Origin of the sequence: Mesorhizobium sp. M7A.F.Ca.US.002.01.1.1 (assembly GCF_004022955.1) — a bacterium.
Lineage (GTDB): Bacteria > Pseudomonadota > Alphaproteobacteria > Rhizobiales > Rhizobiaceae > Mesorhizobium > Mesorhizobium ciceri.
In genome coordinates this window covers 1-19,772 of record NZ_RZQE01000060.1, presented here as the reverse complement: position 1 = coordinate 19,772, position 19,772 = coordinate 1, and the positions used below count along the sequence as shown (strand labels likewise).

Annotated in this window: 18 protein-coding genes; 3 read left to right on the top strand and 15 right to left on the bottom strand. The window is 62.5% G+C overall.

Annotated features, from left to right (window positions below; all coding sequences use genetic code 11):
- The 8 genes from EN932_RS09365 to EN932_RS09330 form a co-directional block, all read right to left on the bottom strand.
- Positions 1 to 386 (bottom strand): glycogen debranching N-terminal domain-containing protein (locus EN932_RS09365; protein ID WP_281061523.1); only part of this gene is annotated, 386 nt, incomplete at its 3' end.
- A 50-nt stretch (positions 387 to 436) separates the two neighbouring features.
- Positions 437 to 1,498 carry a glycosyltransferase family 4 protein gene (locus EN932_RS09360; protein WP_127384953.1) on the bottom strand — a complete coding sequence of 354 codons (1,062 nt, stop codon included), beginning with the start codon at positions 1,496 to 1,498 and terminating at the stop codon, positions 437 to 439.
- Positions 1,499 to 1,612: 114 nt separating this feature from the next.
- Entirely contained in the window at positions 1,613 to 1,990 is a 378-nt protein-coding gene (locus tag EN932_RS09355) for a DoxX family protein (RefSeq protein ID WP_013530897.1), read from the bottom strand.
- 72 nt (positions 1,991 to 2,062) lie between these two features.
- Complete coding sequence (locus tag EN932_RS09350) at positions 2,063 to 2,521, bottom strand: carboxymuconolactone decarboxylase family protein (RefSeq protein WP_024501510.1); 459 nt, start codon at positions 2,519 to 2,521, stop codon at positions 2,063 to 2,065.
- Between the two features lie 43 nt (positions 2,522 to 2,564).
- Positions 2,565 to 3,068, bottom strand: coding sequence for an Rrf2 family transcriptional regulator (locus EN932_RS09345; RefSeq protein WP_027160676.1), 504 nt, complete (start codon positions 3,066 to 3,068; stop codon positions 2,565 to 2,567).
- A gap of 112 nt (positions 3,069 to 3,180) precedes the next feature.
- Positions 3,181 to 4,494, bottom strand: coding sequence for an NAD-dependent dihydropyrimidine dehydrogenase subunit PreA (gene preA, locus EN932_RS09340; RefSeq protein WP_013530894.1), 1,314 nt, complete (start codon positions 4,492 to 4,494; stop codon positions 3,181 to 3,183).
- Between the two features lie 2 nt (positions 4,495 to 4,496).
- The gene (locus tag EN932_RS09335) at positions 4,497 to 5,861 is read right to left on the bottom strand and encodes an NAD(P)-dependent oxidoreductase (protein WP_063168508.1); all 1,365 of its coding nucleotides are present in this window, start codon (positions 5,859 to 5,861) and stop codon (positions 4,497 to 4,499) included.
- A gap of 120 nt (positions 5,862 to 5,981) precedes the next feature.
- Positions 5,982 to 6,719, bottom strand: a complete 738-nt coding sequence (locus EN932_RS09330; protein WP_024501513.1) for a gamma-glutamylcyclotransferase — start codon at positions 6,717 to 6,719, stop codon at positions 5,982 to 5,984.
- Between the two features lie 166 nt (positions 6,720 to 6,885).
- Here EN932_RS09330 and EN932_RS09325 point away from each other — a divergent pair, with 166 nt between their 5' ends.
- The gene (locus EN932_RS09325; protein WP_127384952.1) at positions 6,886 to 7,662 is read left to right on the top strand and encodes a VOC family protein; all 777 of its coding nucleotides are present in this window, start codon (positions 6,886 to 6,888) and stop codon (positions 7,660 to 7,662) included.
- A gap of 81 nt (positions 7,663 to 7,743) precedes the next feature.
- Here the strand turns inward: EN932_RS09325 and EN932_RS09320 are convergent, their stop codons facing one another.
- Positions 7,744 to 8,232, bottom strand: a complete 489-nt coding sequence (locus tag EN932_RS09320) for a hypothetical protein (RefSeq protein WP_206519202.1) — start codon at positions 8,230 to 8,232, stop codon at positions 7,744 to 7,746.
- Between the two features lie 198 nt (positions 8,233 to 8,430).
- Here EN932_RS09320 and EN932_RS09315 point away from each other — a divergent pair, with 198 nt between their 5' ends.
- Positions 8,431 to 8,823 (top strand): DoxX family protein, encoded by a 393-nt coding sequence (locus tag EN932_RS09315; RefSeq protein ID WP_127368914.1) that lies wholly within the window; start codon positions 8,431 to 8,433, stop codon positions 8,821 to 8,823.
- A gap of 113 nt (positions 8,824 to 8,936) precedes the next feature.
- On the opposite strand, the gene EN932_RS09310 is transcribed toward EN932_RS09315, so the two are convergent.
- Together EN932_RS09310 and EN932_RS09305 are read right to left on the bottom strand one after the other, a co-directional pair.
- Positions 8,937 to 11,363 carry an FAD-dependent oxidoreductase gene (locus EN932_RS09310; RefSeq protein WP_127368913.1) on the bottom strand — a complete coding sequence of 809 codons (2,427 nt, stop codon included), beginning with the start codon at positions 11,361 to 11,363 and terminating at the stop codon, positions 8,937 to 8,939.
- A gap of 58 nt (positions 11,364 to 11,421) precedes the next feature.
- Positions 11,422 to 12,960 (bottom strand): trimethylamine methyltransferase family protein, encoded by a 1,539-nt coding sequence (locus tag EN932_RS09305; protein ID WP_024501515.1) that lies wholly within the window; start codon positions 12,958 to 12,960, stop codon positions 11,422 to 11,424.
- Between the two features lie 217 nt (positions 12,961 to 13,177).
- On the opposite strand from EN932_RS09305, the gene EN932_RS09300 reads away from it, so the two are divergent.
- A complete protein-coding gene (locus tag EN932_RS09300) occupies positions 13,178 to 13,768 on the top strand; it encodes a transglycosylase SLT domain-containing protein (protein WP_024501516.1) in 591 nt (196 codons plus the stop codon).
- Between the two features lie 34 nt (positions 13,769 to 13,802).
- Here EN932_RS09300 and EN932_RS09295 read toward each other — a convergent pair whose 3' ends face one another.
- From EN932_RS09295 to EN932_RS09280, 4 genes are all read right to left on the bottom strand, one after another.
- Positions 13,803 to 16,019, bottom strand: coding sequence for an ABC transporter ATP-binding protein (locus EN932_RS09295; protein WP_063168510.1), 2,217 nt, complete (start codon positions 16,017 to 16,019; stop codon positions 13,803 to 13,805).
- Positions 16,020 to 16,086: 67 nt separating this feature from the next.
- Entirely contained in the window at positions 16,087 to 17,244 is a 1,158-nt protein-coding gene (locus tag EN932_RS09290) for an ABC transporter permease (protein ID WP_013530884.1), read from the bottom strand.
- Between the two features lie 12 nt (positions 17,245 to 17,256).
- Positions 17,257 to 18,291 carry an ABC transporter permease gene (locus tag EN932_RS09285; RefSeq protein WP_013530883.1) on the bottom strand — a complete coding sequence of 345 codons (1,035 nt, stop codon included), beginning with the start codon at positions 18,289 to 18,291 and terminating at the stop codon, positions 17,257 to 17,259.
- Positions 18,292 to 18,521: 230 nt separating this feature from the next.
- On the bottom strand, positions 18,522 to 19,772 hold a 1,251-nt coding region (locus EN932_RS09280; RefSeq protein ID WP_164890451.1), incomplete at its 5' end, for an ABC transporter substrate-binding protein.

The following is a 19,772-nucleotide window of genomic DNA, read 5'->3' as shown; positions in this document are numbered from 1 at the left end:
AGGGTGATGCGTTCAAACAGCCTGTCCTGCCAAAGCAGTCTGACGCGTTCGATGTGAATGGCTCCCTGCGGGATGTCGCGTCCACCGGCGCTCTGTATCGGCAGATTGGTCAAATTGGTGGTGAACAGCACATTGTCCTGGCTGAGCGAGGCGCCGAGCAGAGATGTCTGCCTGCCGCCGACGGTCAGCCGGAACTCGGAAAGGACCCGCGTGTCGTCGCGAAAGAAACCGTCGCCGGCGCCACGTATGTCGCCATAGGCGTCGGCAACGGCGAAGCAATCGCCCTGCTTGAGCGCAAACAACCGATGCGGCTCGCGAGGGGCGGTGGCGTCGAGCGATGCAAGCGCAACCGCAGGATCGAGCTGGCGCTCATCGAGTTGGGCCATTCGTCAAAGATCCCTGTTGTTTCGTTGCCGTGGCTCGAGCACGTCGCTGCTCAAGACGCCTTCGCCGTGCTCGGGACGCCGATCAGGCCCGCATAGGCGGCCAGATAGTCGCCGGCCATTCTTCGGGCGGAGAACCGCTTTTCGAAAACGGTCCTCACCTTTCGCCTGTCGAGTTGCAGCAAGTCCGGCACCGCAGCGACCGCGCTATCCATTGTGTCAGCGATAAAACCGGTGACGCCTTGATCGATGATCTCCGGCAGCGCACCGCAACTCCAGCCGATGACCGGTGTGCCGCAGGCCATTGCCTCGATGGCGGCAAGGCCGAACGGCTCCGGCCAGTCGATCGGGAACAGCAGGCCGGCCGCCTTGCCGAGAAATTCCGCCTTCTGATTTTCCTCGATCTCACCGACATAGACAACGCGATCGCCATCGATCAAAGGCTCGACCACCTCACGGAAATAGGCGCGATCGTCGTCGCCGATCTTTGCCGCGAGCTTGAGCTTGAGCCCCGAACGCAAGGCGATCTCGATGGCGCGATCCGGGCGCTTGTCGCGTGAGAACCGGCCGAGGAAGGCAAGGTAGGGTTCTTCGGCGGCCGTCTCGAACGTCGGCTCGTAGAGAGCAGTCGGCAATCCGTGATGGATCGTCGCCAACCAGTTGGCGTTGGCAAGGCCCGCCTTCTGGCTGTGCGAAATGGAAATCAGGGGAAAGCGCGGGAACCGTTCATAGGCCGGCGCCAGGTCGACATAATCCAGCCTGCCATGCGGCGTCGTCACCGTCCGCTCCGCAATATCCTCAAAGAAGGAAAAATGCAGGAAGTGGCTGAGGTGGAAGTGGATGACATCGAACTCCGACGCCCGTTCCCTCACCTGCGCAAGCATCGAAAGATGCGCCGCGATCTCGGATTTGAGCGGACGCGGATCGAGGCGCAACGCGCGTTCCCGGCTGGGTACCAGCTTCGCGGAGGTCTGGCTGTCGCCACTGGCAAACAGCGTCACCTCATGACCCAGATCGACCAGCGCTTCGGTCAGATACGAGACGATGCGCTCGGTGCCGCCATAGAGCCTTGGCGGCACCGATTCATAAAGCGGCGCGACATGGGCGATTTTCATATTTCATCCTGGATGCTGGGCATGCATGTGTGAAATGCGTCAACGGCTCGATTGGTTCCGATTTTATGGTTGAGCCGTCGGCACCAGAGGCCGCAGTCGGCATGGAACTGTGCGTCAAACGGATTGCGCGATCAGGGTCAGAAAGCCACCGCTCAGGGCAACATTCCCGACGAAGCCATTGATGCGGGACGCACGGTCCGGACCCTGATGGTCCCAGAAATTGTGGAACATCGGCGTGGCGACGATGAGGAACAGCAGCAGCACCGTGGCCGCGAGTGCCGTCCACAATCCTGCGATGACCAGCACACCGGCGGCGACCTGAAGCACGATACCAGTCCACAGTGCCAACCGCGCCTGCGGCACACCGCGCGCGGCCATCAGCTGGGTCAGGAAGGCCGCGTTCTGGATGTTGCGCAGGCCGGCGAAAACGAAGGCGCCGCCGAGCAGCAAGCGAGCGAGAAACAACAAGGTCGAAGGCAAATCCGCAGGCATCAAACTCTCCCCTTTAAAGGTTTAAGGCAGTGGGAGCGCGCTCTCCACGGCGCTCCCAACATGATTGGACAATCAGGCGGCCTTGGCCGCCGGCATCGGATGTATGGCTTGGAACGGGATGCACAGCCGGTTCCAGGTGTTGATCATGCCGAGCGCAACGGACAGCTTGACCAGCTCCTCTTCTGAGAAATGCTCCAGCGTACGTGCATAAAGTTCGTCCGGCACGCCGTTGTTGGCGATCAGGGTGACGGCTTCGGTCCAGGCCAAAGCCGCGCGTTCACGCTCCGAGAACAGCGGCGATTCCTTCCAGGCTGAAACCAGATAGAGCCGCTGCTCGGTCTCGCCGTCGCGCCTGGCCTCGCGGCTGTGCATCTCGACGCAGAACGAGCAGCCATTGATCTGCGAAGCCCTGAGCTTGATCAGGTGCAGCAGGCTCACCTCGAGCCCGCATTCGTCCACCGCCTTGTTGAGCGCCGACACCGCCTTCATGATCTCCGGCGCCTTGGCGAAAAATTGCAGCCTCTGTTTCATCGTCTCGTCCTTTCACGTCTGCTTGGGTTTTGAGGTTTTGGGGTTAACTGGATTTCTGCGGCCGCTGGTGGCGCTCGACAAAGGCGCAGCTCGCAGCAAGCGACCTGGGATCGCCTTCTGCCGCATAGGTGGCCACGATATCGGACAGCTTGGTCTCGGCGAGCGCGGCGCGATAGGCGCGTTCGGCCTTCAGCATCGCGGCGTTGATGCCGCAGGGTTTCACATAGGCCAACGCATCGAGCTTCACCGGACCGCGCTGGCGGATCTCGCCGCAGCGGAAGGCCGGCTCGCGGCCCTCGACGGCCAGCACGATGTCGAGCAGCGTGATGCGCTCGGCTGGCCGCGCCAGCCGATAGCCACCGGCAGGCCCGGGCACCGATTCCAGGACGCGCGCCGCGCTCAGCATGTTGAGATGCTTGAGCAGATAGCTCGGCGAAAGGCCAAAGGCCTCGGCGAGAGCGGCGCCCGGCATGGTGCTATTGCCTTCCACACTGGCCAGCGTGGCGGCGCAATGGATGGCTGCTTCAACACCCTCGCCCAGCTTCATCGAACAGGTTCCTTATTCATGGATACATACTATCGTGGATAATTCCTATCTGCAATAGGAAAATGAAAAACGGCGCTCGAAAGCGCCGTTTTTCTCTTGGGGGGGGTAGTTCCTACTCCGCAGCCACCTTGGCCATCGGGTTGTTCGGGTGCGTGGTCCAGTTGGCGTAGACCGGCGATACCGGCCTGCCGGTGCGCTGGTCCATCACACCGGCTGCCAGCGGCTCCATGGTAATGCAGTTCTCGACCGGGCAGACATTGACGCAGAGATTGCAGCCGACACACTCGGCCTCGATGACCTCGAAGTGCCTGACGCCGTCTACCATGCTGGTGATCGCCTGGTGCGAAGTGTCCTCGCAGGCGATGTGGCAGCGGCCGCACTTGATGCAGGCATCCTGGTCGATATGCGCCTTGGCGACGTAGTTCAGGTTGAGATACTGCCAATCGGTGACATTGGGCGTGGCGCGGCCGACGATGTCGTCGAGCGAGGCGTGCCCCTTCTCGTCCATCCAGTTTTCCAGGCCCGCGATCATCTCCTGCACGATCTTGAAGCCGTAGGTCATCGCCGCCGTGCAGACCTGCACATTGCCGGCGCCGAGCGCCATGAATTCGGCCGCGTCACGCCAGGTGGTGATGCCGCCGATGCCGGAGATCGGCAGGCCCTGCGTTTCCGGATCGCGCGCGATCTCGGCCACCATGTTCATGGCGATCGGCTTTACCGCCGGCCCGCAATAGCCGCCATGCGAGCCCTTGCCGTCGATGGTCGGCTGCGGCGCGAAGCTGTCGAGATCGACACCAGTGATCGAATTGATGGTGTTGATCAGCGACACCGCGTCGGTGCCGCCGGCATGTGCTGCGCGCGCGGGCTTGCGCACATCGGTGATGTTGGGCGTCAGCTTGGTAATGACGGGCATACGGGTGTTCTGCTTGCACCAGCGCACCACCATTTCGATATATTCCGGCACCTGGCCGACGGCGGCGCCCATGCCGCGTTCCGACATGCCGTGCGGACAGCCGAAATTGAGCTCGATGCCGTCGGCTTCGGTCTCCTCGACCACCGGCAGGATCGCCTTCCAGGCTTCCTCGACGCAAGGCACCATGAGCGAGACGACGATGGCGCGGTCGGGCCAGTCCTTCTTGACCTGCTTGATCTCGCGCAAATTGACCTGCAGGTCGCGGTCGGTGATCAGTTCGATGTTGTTGAGGCCGAGCAGGCGGCGGTCGGCGCCCCAGATCGCGCCGTAGCGCGGACCGTTGACGTTGACGACAGGCGGCCCTTCCTCGCCCAGCGTCTTCCACACCACGCCGCCCCAGCCGGCCTTGAAGGCGCGGATGACGTTGTAGGCCTTGTCGGTCGGCGGCGCCGAGGCCAGCCAGAACGGATTGGGCGACTTGATGCCGACGAAATTGTTTCTGATATCCGCCATGCTCATGCCCTCCCGTTCGAGGTCAGTGCCCGATTGATGCTCTCCGCAGCGTCGCGTCCCTGCGCGACCGCCGAGACGGTCAGGTCGTCGCCACCGAAGATGCAGTCGCCACCGGCCCAGACCTTGGCAAGCGACGTGCGCCCTTCCGAATCCACCTTGATGCGACCGGCTTCGAGGCCGATCGATGCACCGCTGCCATTGAGGGCGGCCGGGACAAAGCTCTGTCCAATCGCCTTGAACACCTGGTCGGCAACGAGCGTCAGCGTCTCGCCGGTGCCGGCAAGCCTGTCGCCGTTGAGGGCGGTGTATTCGAGTTCGACGGCAGTGACCTTGCCGCTCTCGGCGATCACCCGCTTCGGCTGCAGCCAGTGACGGATGCTGACGCCATTGGCAGCGGCCAGATCCTGCTCGAACTCAGACGCATTCATGTGCTCCTGGCCGCGCCGGTAGCAGATCGTCACCTCCTCGGCGCCGAGCAGCTTCGACTGTACCGCGGCGTCGATGGCCGTCATGCCGCCACCGATGACGACGACGCGGCGACCAACCGGCAGGCCGGAGAGGTCGCTGGCCTGGCGCAGCTCGGCAATGAACTCGACCGCGTTGATGACGCCGTCAGCGTCCTCGCCATCGGCACGCAGCGCATTGACACCGCCAAGGCCCATGCCGAGAAACACCGCGTCGTAATTGCGGATCAGATCCGACAGCTGATAGTCGCGGCCGAGCGCCTTGCCGTTCTGGATGTCGATACCGCCGATCGCGGTCACGTAGTCGACTTCGGCCTGGGCGAAATCGTCGACGCTCTTGTAGGCGGCGATGCCGTATTCGTTGAGGCCGCCGGCCTTCGCGCGCGCCTCCAGGATGGTCACGTCATGGCCGTGGCGGGCGAGCCGGTGCGCGGCGGCAAGGCCGGCCGGCCCGGCGCCGACCACGGCGACCGTCTTGCCGGTCGGCTCGGCGCGCGGATAAAACTGCTTGTTCTCGCCCATGGCGACGTCGGTGGCGTAGCGCTGCAGGCGGCCGATCTGCACCGGCTTGCCTTCCGCCACCTCGCGCACGCAGACTTCCTCGCACAGCGTCTCGGTCGGGCAGACGCGGGCGCACATGCCGCCCAATATGTTCTGATCGAAGATGGTCTTGGCCGAACCGATCGGATTGCCGGTCGAGATCTGGCGGATGAACAACGGAATGTCGATCGAAGTCGGGCATGCATTCATGCACGGTGCGTCGTAGCAGAAATAGCAGCGGTCGGATTCGACCAGCGCCTCGTGGTGGTCGAGCGGCGGATGCAGGTCGGAAAAATTATCCGCATACTGGTCGGCCGAGAGCCTGCCGCCCGCAATGCCTTCCCTGAATTGGCCTTCTGGCATCGTCAGTTCCCCATGTTTTCTTTTGAGGAAGGCTAGCACGTTTTATTTTTTTATCAATTGGTCAATTTTCGGCGCAAGTCCCTGAAAAGGCTCGGCAATAATATGATTTTTTTACTCATATTATTGCGACTGCGGTCGGGCTTGCAGTGCGAGCGAAAGGCCAGGCTCAAGCTTGCGGCCATGGATGGCCCTGACCTCCTGCGCCACCAATTCCTGCAATCGCCACAGATTGCGGTCGCGGATGCCGAATGCTTCGAGATGGCTGACCGTGTTGTAGAGATATTCGGCGCCGGATCCGATATGCCCGCAGGCTCTGGCCAGCACGCTCGCCACTCTGTCCAGCGGCTGGTTCAGCGACGTTCCCCTGCCCTTCACGCCGACCCAGAAGCCGAGCGCGCGCAGCTTACCCTGCGGCGTATGCACTGGCAGCCAGCGAACCGTCTCGATGCTTTCATGGTCGCTGATCTCGCGCCGCAACAGCCTTTCGATCTGCGCCGGCTTCTCACCCTCCGGCAAGCGATAGATCACGCCGTTGCAGCGCCCGCCCCGCTCGAGCGCCATCATCAACCCAGGCTGCTCGGCGCTGCCGCGCCAGCGCACCATGTCGAGGCAGAAGGAGCGGTGCCAGCCGAAGGCCGTGGCGAGCTGTTGCTCGACCGACTCGAATTCCGGCTTCCAGATCAGCGACCCATAGGCGAACACCCATAACGGTCCCTCATCGGCTTCATTGGACAGTCGCAAGGCGAGGGTTCGAAAGTCCTCGTCGTTCATGTCTGTCCAGCTCGGGTCCGGACCGGGATCGGCCTCTTCCCGATGGCACAGTGCGACAAGCTCGGGCGTGAGCGACATCAAGCGCATGGACGACAACCCCTCATGACCGCAGAGAAATCGAAAACCGCTGGATGCGCAATCAGGGAACGCTTGGCACACACACCCATTGTTGTCCGGGCGGTGTCGGATTTCCGTCGTGAGGATCGTCCTATGATGGACGACGATCGATCCATGAAAGGTGAGGAGACCGAAAATGCCAAAAACCCCGATGCCCTTCTTCTGGTACGAATTGATGACATCAGATCTCGACGCCGCCGAGGCGTTCTACACCCAAGTGGTCGGCTGGACGGCGCAGCCCTTCGATAAGGCACTCGGCATGCCGCGCTACATCGTCATGAATGTCGGCGAACGTGGGGTCGGCGGCCTGATGACCTTGCCCGAGGATGCCGCCAAGATGGGCATGCCGCCTGCCTGGCTCGGCTATATCCACACCAGGGATGTCGATGCCGCAACTGCATCGCTGGAGAAAGCCGGCGGCACCGTTCACCGCCAGCCCGACGACATTCCGGGCGTCGGCCGCTTTGCCGTCGTCGCCGATCCGCAAGGCGCGACCTTCATGTTCCTGCAGCCGAACGGTCCCGACCAGCCTGTCGTGCCGGCCAGCACGCCGGGCCACATCGGCTGGCACGAGCTTTACACGTCGGACTGGAAAGCCGCGTTCGATTTCTATTCCGACCAGTTCGGCTGGGTCGACGCCGGCGATTTCGACATGGGCCCGATGGGCACGTACCAGACTTTTACGGCCGGCCCCGAATCCGGCGGCGGCATCATGAACAAGCCCGCGCAGATCCCGGTCCCGGTCTGGCAATTCTACTTCAACGTTGCGGCCATCGACGCGGCGGCCAAACGGGTCACCGACAATGGCGGCAAGATCCTGATGGGGCCGATGGAGGTCCCCGGCGGCAGCTGGATCGTGCAGTGCCAGGACCCGCAAGGCGCGCACTTCGCCTTGATGGCGCCAGTCCGCTGACGGCGATCGAACACCGCTGACACAAAGTGCGGGCTTTCATCGGACCACCGATGAAGGCCTCTCCCCCTGCCTGGCGCCGCCTCATTCCGGCGCCAGCACCGCAACCTTCAACTCAGCTTTTTTCGCGCCGCTGAACTGGACGGTGGCCGGGCCGGGCGCAAGCTTGAAGCGCACGCTCTTGCGGATGCCAGGGCATGTTTTCACGCCACTATAGCCCGCCGACTTGATGGCCTGGCCATCCTGGATGACATCGATCCAGGCCTCCCCCGAGAGACTTATCTGGATGGCTCCCTCGGATGGCACCTCCACGCTGGCGATGGCCCCGAAACTGTCTGATGCCGGCGCACGTTCGGGCGCTACCGCAAAACCGGCTTTCTCTACCGGCACCAGCGCCAGGTCCGCAGCCGCACCAACCGCCAGTGCCGCTCCGGACGGCGTTGCCGGTGCCGCGGCAAACAGGGTCTGCTCCCGCGTCACGGGCCACTTGAAGGCCTCACAGCCGGCGTCCTCGGCCATGGCAAAGCTGGTGCCTGCAAGAATTGCGAAGAGGCTGATGGCGACTTTTTTCATGGCAAAGGGAACCCACATTTCTAGAGTGGCCGCACTAATACAACCACAACGATATAAATGCAACCTTGGCGGGAAAAATATGAAGGGTCAAGCTGGGGACATTTTCAATCACCGATTGTTGACGCCAGGCCATGGGAAGTGAATGGTCCATTCCTGGGCGATAATCTATGGGCCGGACGGATTGAAAATGGAGTCATTATGAAGCTTTTCGAAAGCCTCTCCAGATACCAGCCGCAGGCGCTCGGCGTGTTGCGCATCATGACCGCGCTGCAGTTCATCGAGCATGGCAGCCAGAAACTGTTCAACTTCCCCGTCAGCGTCGATCCCCACGCCCTTTCCGGGCTGACCACGACTGCCGCCATCCTCGAATTCTCCGGCGGCATCCTGCTCGCGCTGGGCCTGTTCACGCGACCGGTGGCATTCCTTCTGGCCGGCGAAATGGCGATCGCCTATTTCATGGCGCACATGCCGCGCGACTTCTTCCCGGTCAACAATGGCGGCGATTCGGCGATCTCGTTCTGCTTCATCTTCCTCTATCTGGTGTTTGCCGGCGCCGGCGCCTTCGCGCTGGACAGCCGCCGCAGCGCCTGACGCCAGAAAGAGGATGCGGGCCTGGTGCATGTCGCCCAAAAGTGCCCAGCGGTTTTGGGACAACGACATCCACAAAACAGGAATCTGAAGCGCATCGGCGAAGCCGAAGCGCTTCAAGCACGCATCCGTTCGAAATTGGCGTCGAACAGCGGCACCGCCTGAATGCGCGCCGCATGGCGCTTGCCCAGCAGCTCGATCTCGAAGCCGTCGCTCTCATCAGCGATCTCCTTCGGCACATAGCCGACGGCGACGGATTTCTTCGAATGATGCGCATAGCCGCCCGACGTCACCCAGCCGCGCACCGCACCATCGAACCAGATCGGCTCATCGCCAATGACATCGGCATCGTCGGCATCGACGATAAAAGCGCGCAGGCGCAATTTGCCGCCCTGCCTGCGCTCGGCCAGCGCCGCGGCCTTGCCTATGAAATCGGCGTCCTTGCCGTAAGCAACGAAGCGGTCGAGCCCCGCTTCCAGCGGCCCGTAGATCGGCCGGTACTCGCGCCCCCATGAGCCGTAATTCTTGTCCAGCCGCAGCGCATTGAGGGCGCGCGAGCCGAACAGGCCGATGCCGAATTCCCCGCCCGCCGCCATCAGCGCTTGATAGGCGGCGCGCTGGTATTCCTGCGCCACCCAGATCTCGTAGCCGAGATCGCCGGTATAGCTCACACGGCCGACCAGGCACGGCGCCATGCCGATATCCATCCGGCCAATGGCCATGAAGGAAAAGGCCGCATTGGAGACATCCGAGCGCGTCGCCTTTGCCAGCACATCCCGCGCCTTCGGGCCTGCGATCGACAGACCGGTGAGCTTCGCGCCCAGCGCCTCGATGCGGACCGATCCATCGTCAGGCAGGTGCTTCTCGAACCAGCGCATATGGTATTGCTCGGCGATGCCGGAGCCGGCGAGGAACCAGCCCTCGCTTCCGAGATTGGCGAGGGTGAAATCGCCGATCAGTCTGCCGTCTTCCTTCAGCATCGGCGCCAGCGTCATGCGGCCGGGCTTGGGCAGTTTGCAGGCAAGCATCCGGTCGAGCCAAGCGGCCGCTCCCTCACCCGTCACCTTGTATTTGGCGAAGCTCGAAATCTCCGACAGGCCGACACCGTCGCGAACTGTGGCGACCTCCTTGGCGACCTGCGTGAAATCGCTCGAGCGGCGCCAGGAGAATTCGTCCTTGACGCCTTCCGGCGCGTACCACAGCGGCACTTCCAGTCCATAGGCAACGCCCCATTGCGCACCCTTGGCCGACAGCAGGTCGTAGACCGGCGTCGTCTTCAGCGGCCGCCCGGCGGGCAGCTCCTCATTGGGGAAGCGGATCGAAAAGCGCCTGGAATAATTCTCGCGCACCTTGGCGTTGGTATAGGCCATCGTCGCCCAGTCGCCGTAGCGCGCGACATCCATCGCCCAGATGTCGGCGCCGGGATCGCCCTCGATCATCCAGTTCGACAAAGCGAGGCCGACGCCGCCGCCTTGCGAAAACCCCGCCATGACACCGCAGGCGACCCAGAAGCCCGGCAGGCCACGCACCGGCCCGACCAGTGGGTTGCCGTCGGGCGCGAAGGTGAAAGGCCCGTTGATGATCTGCTTGATGCCCGTGTTCTGGAAGGCCGGGAAATGGCGGAAGCCGACCTCAAGCGACGGCGCGATGCGGTCGATGTCGGGCGCCAGCAATTCATGGCCGAAATTCCATGGCGTCTGGTATTCGGACCATGGCTTGTTGGCCTTTTCGTAAGTGCCCATCAGCATGCCGCCGCGCTCCTGGCGCAGGTAAAGCTCGCCGTCGAAGTCGACCGTGTGGATGATCTCGGTGCCGGTCTTGGCGTTCCAGGCGGCGACCTCCGGCATATCCTCGGTGATCAGGTACATGTGCTCCATGGCCAGCACCGGCAGTTCGAGGCCGACCATGCGGCCGACCTCGCGCGCCCACAGGCCGCCGGCGTTGACGACATGCTCGGCCACCACCTCGCCCTTGTTGGTGATGACCCGCCACAGCCCGTCAGGGCGCCGCACGATGTCCTCGACCTTGGTGAAACGCTCCACTTCCGCCCCAAGTTTCCGCGCGGCCTTGGCATAGGCGTGGGTGACGCCGGAGGGATCGAGATGGCCGTCCTCTTTGTTCCTGACCGCGCCGACGAACTGCTTGGGATCGAGCAGCGGCATCAGTTCGGCCGCTTCGTTGGGCGAGATCTCCTCGAGCTCTATGCCGAGATAGCGGCCCTTGGCGACGACGCCGCGCAGCCAGTCGAGCCGCGCCTCGGTCGCTGCCAGAAGCACGCCACCGGTCAGATGCACGCCGGTCGCCTGGCCGGAAAGCTCCTCGATCTCCTTGTAGAGATTGATCGTGTATTTCTGCAGCTTGGCGACGTTGGGGTCGCCATTGATGGTGTGCATGCCCCCGGCCGCGTGCCAGGTCGAGCCTGAGGTCAGCTCGTCGCGCTCCAGCAGGACAACATCGGTCCAGCCGTGGCGGGCGAGATGGAACAACACGGAGCATCCGACGACGCCACCGCCAATGACCACGACCTTTGCATGCGATTTCATGGATTTTTTCTCTGATATCAGTGAGTTGAATGGGTGAATGGATTCAAGCTGGGAACGATCACGGCTCTCCCTGCCCGATCGCTTCCTTGCGCCTGGCCATGTAAGCCTCTAGCGCCTCGCGCACGGCGATATCCATCACCGGCTCGACATAGTCCTCCAGCGCTTTCTTCCACAGCCGCGTTGCGCGTGCCGTGGCGTCGAGGCCGCCGGCTTCCTGCCAGGCTTCGTAATTCTGCCAGTTGGACAGCATCGGCTGGTAGAAGGCAGTGGCGTAGCGCTCCAGCGTGTGCGGCTCGCCGAAGAAATGCCCACCGGTTGGCACCGCACCCAAAGCCTCGACGGCGAGTTCCGCCTCATTGACTTCGATCGGGCGCAAGAACTCCATCATATGCTGGATCATCTCGACATCGATGATGAGTTTTTCGAACGACGCCGTCAGCCCGCCCTCCTGCCAGCCGGCGGCGTGGTAGACGAGGTTGCCGTGGCCGAGCACCGCGCCCCACAGTGCCATCAGCGTCTCATAGGCGCCCTGCGCATCGGCGGCGTTGGAGGCCGAGCCCGGCGTCGTGCGGTAGGGCAGCCCGTAGCGCCGCGCCAGTTGCCCTGACGCAATGTTGGCCTTGGTGTTCTCAGGCGTGCCGAAGGCCGGCGCGCCCGACTTCATGTCGACATTGGAGGTGAAGGCGCCATACATGACCGGCGCGCCCGGACGGACAAGCTGCGTCAGCACGACGCCGAACAGCGCCTCGGCATTCTGCTGCGCCAGCGCCCCGGCCAGCGTCACCGGGCTCATCGCCCCCATCAGCGTGAACGGCGTCACCGCCACCGACTGGCCGAACTCGGCCATGGTCATCAGGCCTTCGGCCATCATCTCGTCGAAGCGGCGCGGCGAGTTGACCGAGATGATGGTGGTGATGCCGGGATCGTCGCGCATCTGGTCGAGCGTCAGCCCACGCGAAATCGCCATCATCTCGATGCCGTCCAATGCCCTGCCCCGGCCGATCGCCGAGACGTGGAAACTCTTGTCGGTCAGCGTCAGATTGGTGAAATAAGTGTCGAGATGGCGGGAGTTTGCCGGCAGCTCCACCGGCGCGCAGACCTGGTTGCCCAGCATGTGGATGCAGTTGAAATGCTGCGCCAGCCGTGTGAGATCCGAATAGTCGCGCAAATTGCCGGCGCGGCGGCCGCGCTCCATGTCATGGACATTGGGCGGCCCGGCAACGAGGGTGAAATTAATGGTGTTGCCGCCCAGATGAACCGCGTTGGCCGGGTTGCGCGGCGTCAACACATAGCTGGGCTGCGTGGTCTTCAGCACGTCTTCGATCAGGCCGCGATCGATGCGGACATTCGCTGAGGCATGGTCGACCCTGGCGCCGGCCTTCTCGAACAGCGACAACGCCCGCGGGCTCATCACCTCGATGCCGAAATTCTCCAATATGTGCATCGACGCCTGATGGATCTGCTCGATCTGATCGGGCGACAGCATGGCCATTGGCGGATAGGGATTGGTCACCCGCCTGAGCGGCAGTTGCGGAATGGCCGATGGCCCCCGATTGCTGGTGCGCTCGGCGCCGCGTTTGCGTCTTGGTTCGTTCATGCCTGGCATCAAAGCCCCGGCAAACCAGGTAAGCTGTCATAAATACGCCGTTTGCGGGCGTGATTTTAGCCACGGCGGCATCTCCGCAGTATCCATTTATAGAATACGACGAAATATGTCGGATTGTTGATATGGGATTTCCTCGAGCGACCGCTCGGGCGAAGCGTTAATGGACGCTGCAAGATTCCCTTTATGATTTCGGCCTATTGCTCTGCCGATGCGTAGTTCGAGTTTTAGTAAAATTGGTGCGGTTTGCGTGTTGCTGGCGCTTTCGGCCTGCGCCACGCCGCCCAGCCACATCAACAATGTCTGCGCCGTCTTCGACCAGAATGACGGCTGGTTCGACAACTGGCAGTCTGCCGCCGAGCGCACCCAACAGAAATATGGCATCCCCGTTCCCGTACTGATGGCGACGGTGCGCAAGGAATCGGGCTTCAAGAGCAATGCAAGGCCGCCGCGTACCAAGCTGCTCGGCTTCATTCCGTGGAAGCACGTCTCCACGGCCACCGGCTTCTCGCAGGCGCTGGACGGCACCTGGTCGCAATATCAGCGCGAGACCGGCAACTGGGCGGCGCGGCGGACGAAATTCGCCGATGCGGTCGATTTCGTCGGCTGGTATCATTCCAAGACATCTGACACCTACGGCGTCGCCCGCAACGACACCTACAATCTCTACCTTGCCTACTATCTCGGCTGGACCGCCTATGGCCGCGGCAACAGGGGCGATGCCGGTGTGCAGGGCTATGCCCGGGCCACCGACAAGATGGCGCGGGACTATGCCCAGCAGTTGAGCGAGTGCGGGAACTGACCTTGCCGCATCGTTGATCTCGATCTTCGGACGGTCAGCTCGGCCTTTTACCGCGCGGACGCTTTGGTGGGGTGCCAGCAAAACCGGGGCCATCGCCATGCGGCGCGTCGTCCGGCATACCTTCGTGCGCGGCGTGTTCCTTGTCGAACTTGATCACGGGCTCCATCTTGGCCAGCACGTCGTCGGAGAGCCAGCACAGGCTCATATGACCGTCGCCGAGATGCTTGACCGGCGGCACCTTGGTCTCGCAGAGATTGTCCGGCACCAGCTTCTTGTAGCCGCAACGGGTTTGGAACGGACACCCGGATGGCGGGTTCATCGCCGACGGGATGTCGCCTTCCAGCACGATGTGCTTCTTCACGACACTCGTGTCGGCGATCGGAATCGCCGACAGCAGCGCCTCGGTATAGGGATGATAGGGTGGTGCGAAGATCTGGTCGGTCGTGCCTTGCTCGACGATGTAGCCGAGATACATGACGACGACGCGGTCGGCGATGTAGCGAACGACGGACAGATCGTGGCTGATAAACAGCATCGTCGTCTTGTTCTTGCGCTGGATGTCCATCAGCAGTTCGGTCACCGCCGCCTGCACCGACACGTCCAATGCCGAGACCGGCTCGTCGGCCACCACCACCTTGGCGTCACCGGCAAAGGCTCGCGCCACGCCGATGCGCTGCTTCTGGCCGCCCGAAAGCTGACGCGGCTTGCGGGTTTCGAATGCCCGCGGCAGCTTCACCAGGTCGAGCAGCTCCAGCATGCGCTTGCGGCGATCGGCAACCGTCTTGCCGACATTGAACTTCTCCAGCGTGCGGATGATCTGCGAACCGACCGAATGGCTGGGATTGAGCGTGTCGAACGGATTCTGGAACACCATCTGGATCGACGACACCGTGTCGACGCTCCGTTTGTCGATCCCCGTCGACTGGATTTCCGTGTTGCCCAGCGTCACCGTGCCGGCACTTGCCGTCTCCAGCCCGAGCAGCACCTTGGCCAGCGTCGACTTTCCGCAGCCGGATTCGCCGACGATGGCGACCGTCTCGGATTCGCGCGCCATGAACGAGATCGTCTCGTTGGCCTTGACGACGCGGCCCTCGCTCGAGCCGAACACCTCGCTGCCGCCGACCCTGTAATATTTTCTGAGGTCCTCGATCTTGAGCACCGGCGCGCCGGGCATGACGCGCTCATTGACCTTCTTGGCACCGGGTGGCAGCGCTTCCCAGTCGATCTCGTTGAAGCGCACGCAGCGCGAGAAATGGCCTTCGTGACCAGCGACCTCGATCATCGGGATTTCGGCGGCGTTGCAGACACCCTCGACGAAATGGTGGCAGCGAGGGCCGAAATTGCAGCCCTTGGGCCGCTCGTGCGGCAGCGGCAGCTGTCCGGGGATGGAGATCAGCGGCCGTGAGTTCTTGTCGGCGCCCGGCAGCGGGATCGAGCGGAAAAGCCCCTGCGTATAGGGGTGGCGCATCCGGTCGAACACGTCCTTGATCTTGCCGGTCTCCACCGCTTCGCCCGAATACATCACGGTGATGCGATCGCAGGTTTCCAGGATCAGGCCGAGATTGTGCGACACGAAGATCATCGACGTGCCGAACTTTTCGCCCAGCCCCTTGACCAGATCGACGATGCCCGCCTCCACCGTCACGTCGAGCGCCGTCGTCGGCTCGTCGAGCAAAAGCAGCGCCGGCTTCGACAGCAGCGCCATGGCAATGACGATGCGCTGCTGCTGGCCGCCGGAGAGCTGGTGCGGATAGGAGCGCATCATACGCTCGGGATCGGGCAATTTGACCGAGCGCACCATATCGAGGGCGCGTTTATAGGCCTCTTCCTTCGACACCTTGTCGTGGATCAGCGGCACTTCCATCAGCTGCTGGCCGACTTTCATCGCCGGGTTCAGGCTCGCCATCGGCTCCTGGTAGATCATGGCGATCTTGTTGCCGCGGATGGAACGCAACTCCTCGTCGGAGAGTTCGCCCATGTCCTTGCCCTGGAACTTGATCTTGCCGCCGACGATCTTCCCGATGTTGGAGAGGTCGCGCATGATGCCGAGCGACACGGTCGACTTGCCGCAGCCGGATTCGCCGACGATGCCCATCGCCTCGCCCGGCATGACGGTGCAGGAAAAATCCATGACGGCCGGTATCTCGCCCTTGCGGGTGAAGAAGGAGATCGACAGGTTCTCGATCTCGATGATCGGCCCTTTGGTTGGCCCGGGGGTCGGCTTGGCGGGATTTCGAACTGCCTCGTTCATGGGTCGCTCCAATCCTGGTTCTTCCAGACCTGTTTCTCTCAGGCCCATCGGGTCGAAACCCGCGACATCAGTCTTTCATCGATTGTTCGCGCAGCGAGTCGGCGAGCAGGTTCAAGCCCAGCACGAACGACATCAGTGCGATGGTCGGCGGCAGCGCCGGATGGATGAAGGAGCGCAGCAGGCGGCTGGCGTCCTTGATCGCGGTGCCCCAGTCCGGACTTTCCGGCGCCAGGCCAAGGCCGAAATAACCGAGCGTGCCGAGCAGGATGGTGGTGTAGCCGATGCGCAGGCAGGCATCGACGATCAATGGCCCGCGCGCATTGGGCAGGATCTCCCACAGCATGATGTACCAGGGCGATTCACCGCGCGTCTGCGCCGCCGCCACATAGTCGCGCGTCTTGATGTCCATCACCAGGCCACGCACGATGCGGAACACGCCGGGGCTGGAGGCGAACACCACCGCCACGAAGATGTTGAGCTGGTTTGGATCGATATGGACGATGTGCAGCGGGTCCTTATCGAACACAAGGCCGAGATAGATCCAGCCACCGAGGATCAGGGTGATGCCGAGCAGGATGTAGAGCCGGTCGGGCCGGTTCTTGTAGCGGGTCCAGAACAGCACGCTGAAGAAGATGATCGGGAACAGGAAGAACACGCCGGCCATGCCGTACGGGATCGGCGTGTCCATGATACCCGGCGTCACCAAGAGGTAGAACAGCAGGATCACCGGGAAGGCGAGCACAAGGTTGGCCAGGAACGACAGCACGGTGTCGATCTTGCCGCCGTAATAGCCGGCGGGCAGGCCGAGCGTGATGCCGACCATCAGCGCGAAGCCGGTCGCGGCAGGCGCGATGATCAGCACGATCTGGCTGCCATAGACCATGCGCGAAAACACGTCGCGCGCCAGCTTGTCGCCGCCGAACAGATAGGTCAGCCCCGACTGCGGTTCGACGGCGCCCGGCAGCACGTCCTTCATGATCGGAATCTGGGCCAGCGGATCGAAGGGCGATATGGTCGCGGCGAAGATCGCCGTGAACAGCCAGAACAGGCAGATGCCGACGCCGACGATGCCGACACCGCTGTCGAACAGCTGGCCGTAGAGCGCCAGCTTCTTCTTGTAGGCGAAGCTCGCGCCCATGACGATGACGAGCGCGATCCAGACCGGCCAGAAGCGCGACAGCACTTCGAAAACGACGGTGAAGCCACTGATGTATTGAACCGGCATCGGCTTCGCTCCCTACTGAACTCTGATACGCGGATTGAGAAATGCGTAGCCGACATCGGAAATGAGCTGCGTGATCAAGACGATGAACACCGAGACCAGCGAGCAGCCGAGCAAAAGGTCGATATCGTTGTTGCCGGCCGCCTCGACCAGCGTGTAGCCGAAGCCCTGGTAGCGGAACATCACCTCGACGATGACGACGCCGGTGAGCAGCCAAGGGAACTGCAGCATGATGACGGTGAACGGTGCGATCAGCGCGTTGCGCAAGGCATGTTTGACCACCACGCTGCCGAAGGAGAGACCCTTCAACCGCGCGGTACGGATATATTGCTGCGTCATCACTTCGACCATCGAAGCTCGCGTCATGCGGGCGATATAGCCGATGCCGTAGATCGCCAGCGTCATCACCGGCAGTGTGAAATTGTAGAAGGTGATGCCCTGGCTGGCCGAAGCCGCCGAGCCGTTCAGCCAGCCTAGCCATGAGGCGAAGATGACGGTGAAGATGACGCCCGACACATATTCAGGCGTCGCCGTCGAGGCGATCGACGCCACGGACAGCACCCGGTCGGTTCGCGACCCCTCACGCATGCCGGCCAGAATGCCGATCAGCAGCGAGATCGGCACCATCACCGCCAGCACCCAGAACATCAGGATGCCGGTAGCGCCGAGTGCCGGAAACAGTTTTGAGGCGACGGTCGCCTTGAACTTGGTCGAGCAGCCGAAATCGCCCTGGAAAACGCCGGCAAAGGTCGGCACGAGCGGATCGTTGCAGAAGGAGAAACGCTGCGCCGGCTTACCGGTCGCCGGGTCGGTTACCGGCTGCTTGGGCAAGACGCCAAGCCACTGGCCGTAGCGGACGAAGAAGTTCTGCCGGTAGCCATGGTTGACCAGCCAGCTCTCGAGCTGCTCGGCCGACGTATGCATTTCGGTCTGGCTGATCGCCAGCTTCTTCAGATTGGGTTCGAGGTTGATCAGGAAGAAGACGACCATGGTCAGGCACAGCATCGTCAATGCCATGGTGCCAAGACGCCTGATAACGAAGGAAAGCATGGCGGCCCCCTGCCGATGGGTTGGGGTTTGAGCCGGCTATGAAAGCCAACCCTGCCGTGACCGGCGGGGCTGGCTGTCAAACAGGCCTTCGGATGCGATCAACCCTGTTTTTGTTGCATGGCCTTGCCCGCGAGTCCGCAACTTTTTTGAGAATGTGCGGACCAGCAGGGACGGACAATGCAAAGAGCGAGGGAAGGGAGCGAGCCCCTTCCCTCCATGTCGATGCGATATCAAGCCTGGTCGAGCCAGACCTTGCCGTAGTCGCGCTCGAAGGTCGGGTGCATCTTGTAGTTCTGCACCGCCTTCACCGAGTGGCTGTAGAGCTTGCGCCAGTACGGCTGGATCATGATGCCGGAATCCTGCAGGATCTGCTCGATGTCCTTCATCATGTCCTTGCGCTTGGCGGCGTCGGCAACGGCGAGCGCCGCATTGAGCTTGGCATCCCAGTCCGGATTCGACCAGCCGGCCTCGTTCCAGGCCTCGCCGGTGCGATAGGCGATGGCCAGAACCTGGACGCCGAGCGGACGCATGTTCCAGTTGGTCATCGACAGCGGATACTTCGTCCAGTCATTCCAGAACGTGGAACCCGGCAGAACGGTGCGCTTCACCTTGATGCCGGCGTCGCGCAGCTGGGCGGCGATCGCATCGCCGGTGTTCTTGTGCCAGTCTTCGTCGACGGTGATCAGCTCGTGTTCGAAGTCGGCTTGGCCGGCTTCCGCCATCAGCGCCTTCGCCTTGGCCGGATCACGGGCAACCTTGGGCAGCTCGTAATATTCCGGATGGATCGAGCAGACATGGTGGTTTTCGGCGACCGAGCCGGCATTGCCGTAGCCGAGCTGCAAGACGACATTGTTGTCGACCGCAAGCTGCAGCGCGTTGCGCACCTTCTGGTCGCCATAGGGCTTGTTGTTGACGTTGGTGCGGCAGACGATGGTCGACGCGGTGACGATTTCCGACTTCACCAGGTCCATGCCGTCGAGGATCGACACATAGTCGGCCGAAGTCTCGAAGTTGGTGTGCACTTCGCCGGCCTCGAAAGCGCTGACCATGGCTGCCGGATCGGTGCCGTAGTCGATGAATTCCAGGCCATCGAGGAACACTTCGCCGTCCCACCACTTGTCATCGGTGCGGCGCTTGTAGACCACCTTCTGACCGACATCGTAGGAGACGAGTTCGAACGGACCGGTGCCGATCGGGCAGGCCTTGAAGTCGCCGCCCTTCTCATCGAAGGTCTTGTGGACGATCAGCCCGGGATAGTCGCACATGTTCGGAATCAGCGCGATGTCCGGTTTGCTGAGCTTAAGCACGACCGTGTGGTCGTCCGGCTTGGTCACGGCGCTTTCGTCGAGCTTGTCGTCCTTGACCAGCGAGCCGAGACGGCCGGGCATGGAATTGCCTTCGGCTTTCTTGTCAGCCCAGCGCTTCAGGTTGAAGATGACGTCATCGGCGGTGAAGGCATCGCCATTCGACCAGGTGACGCC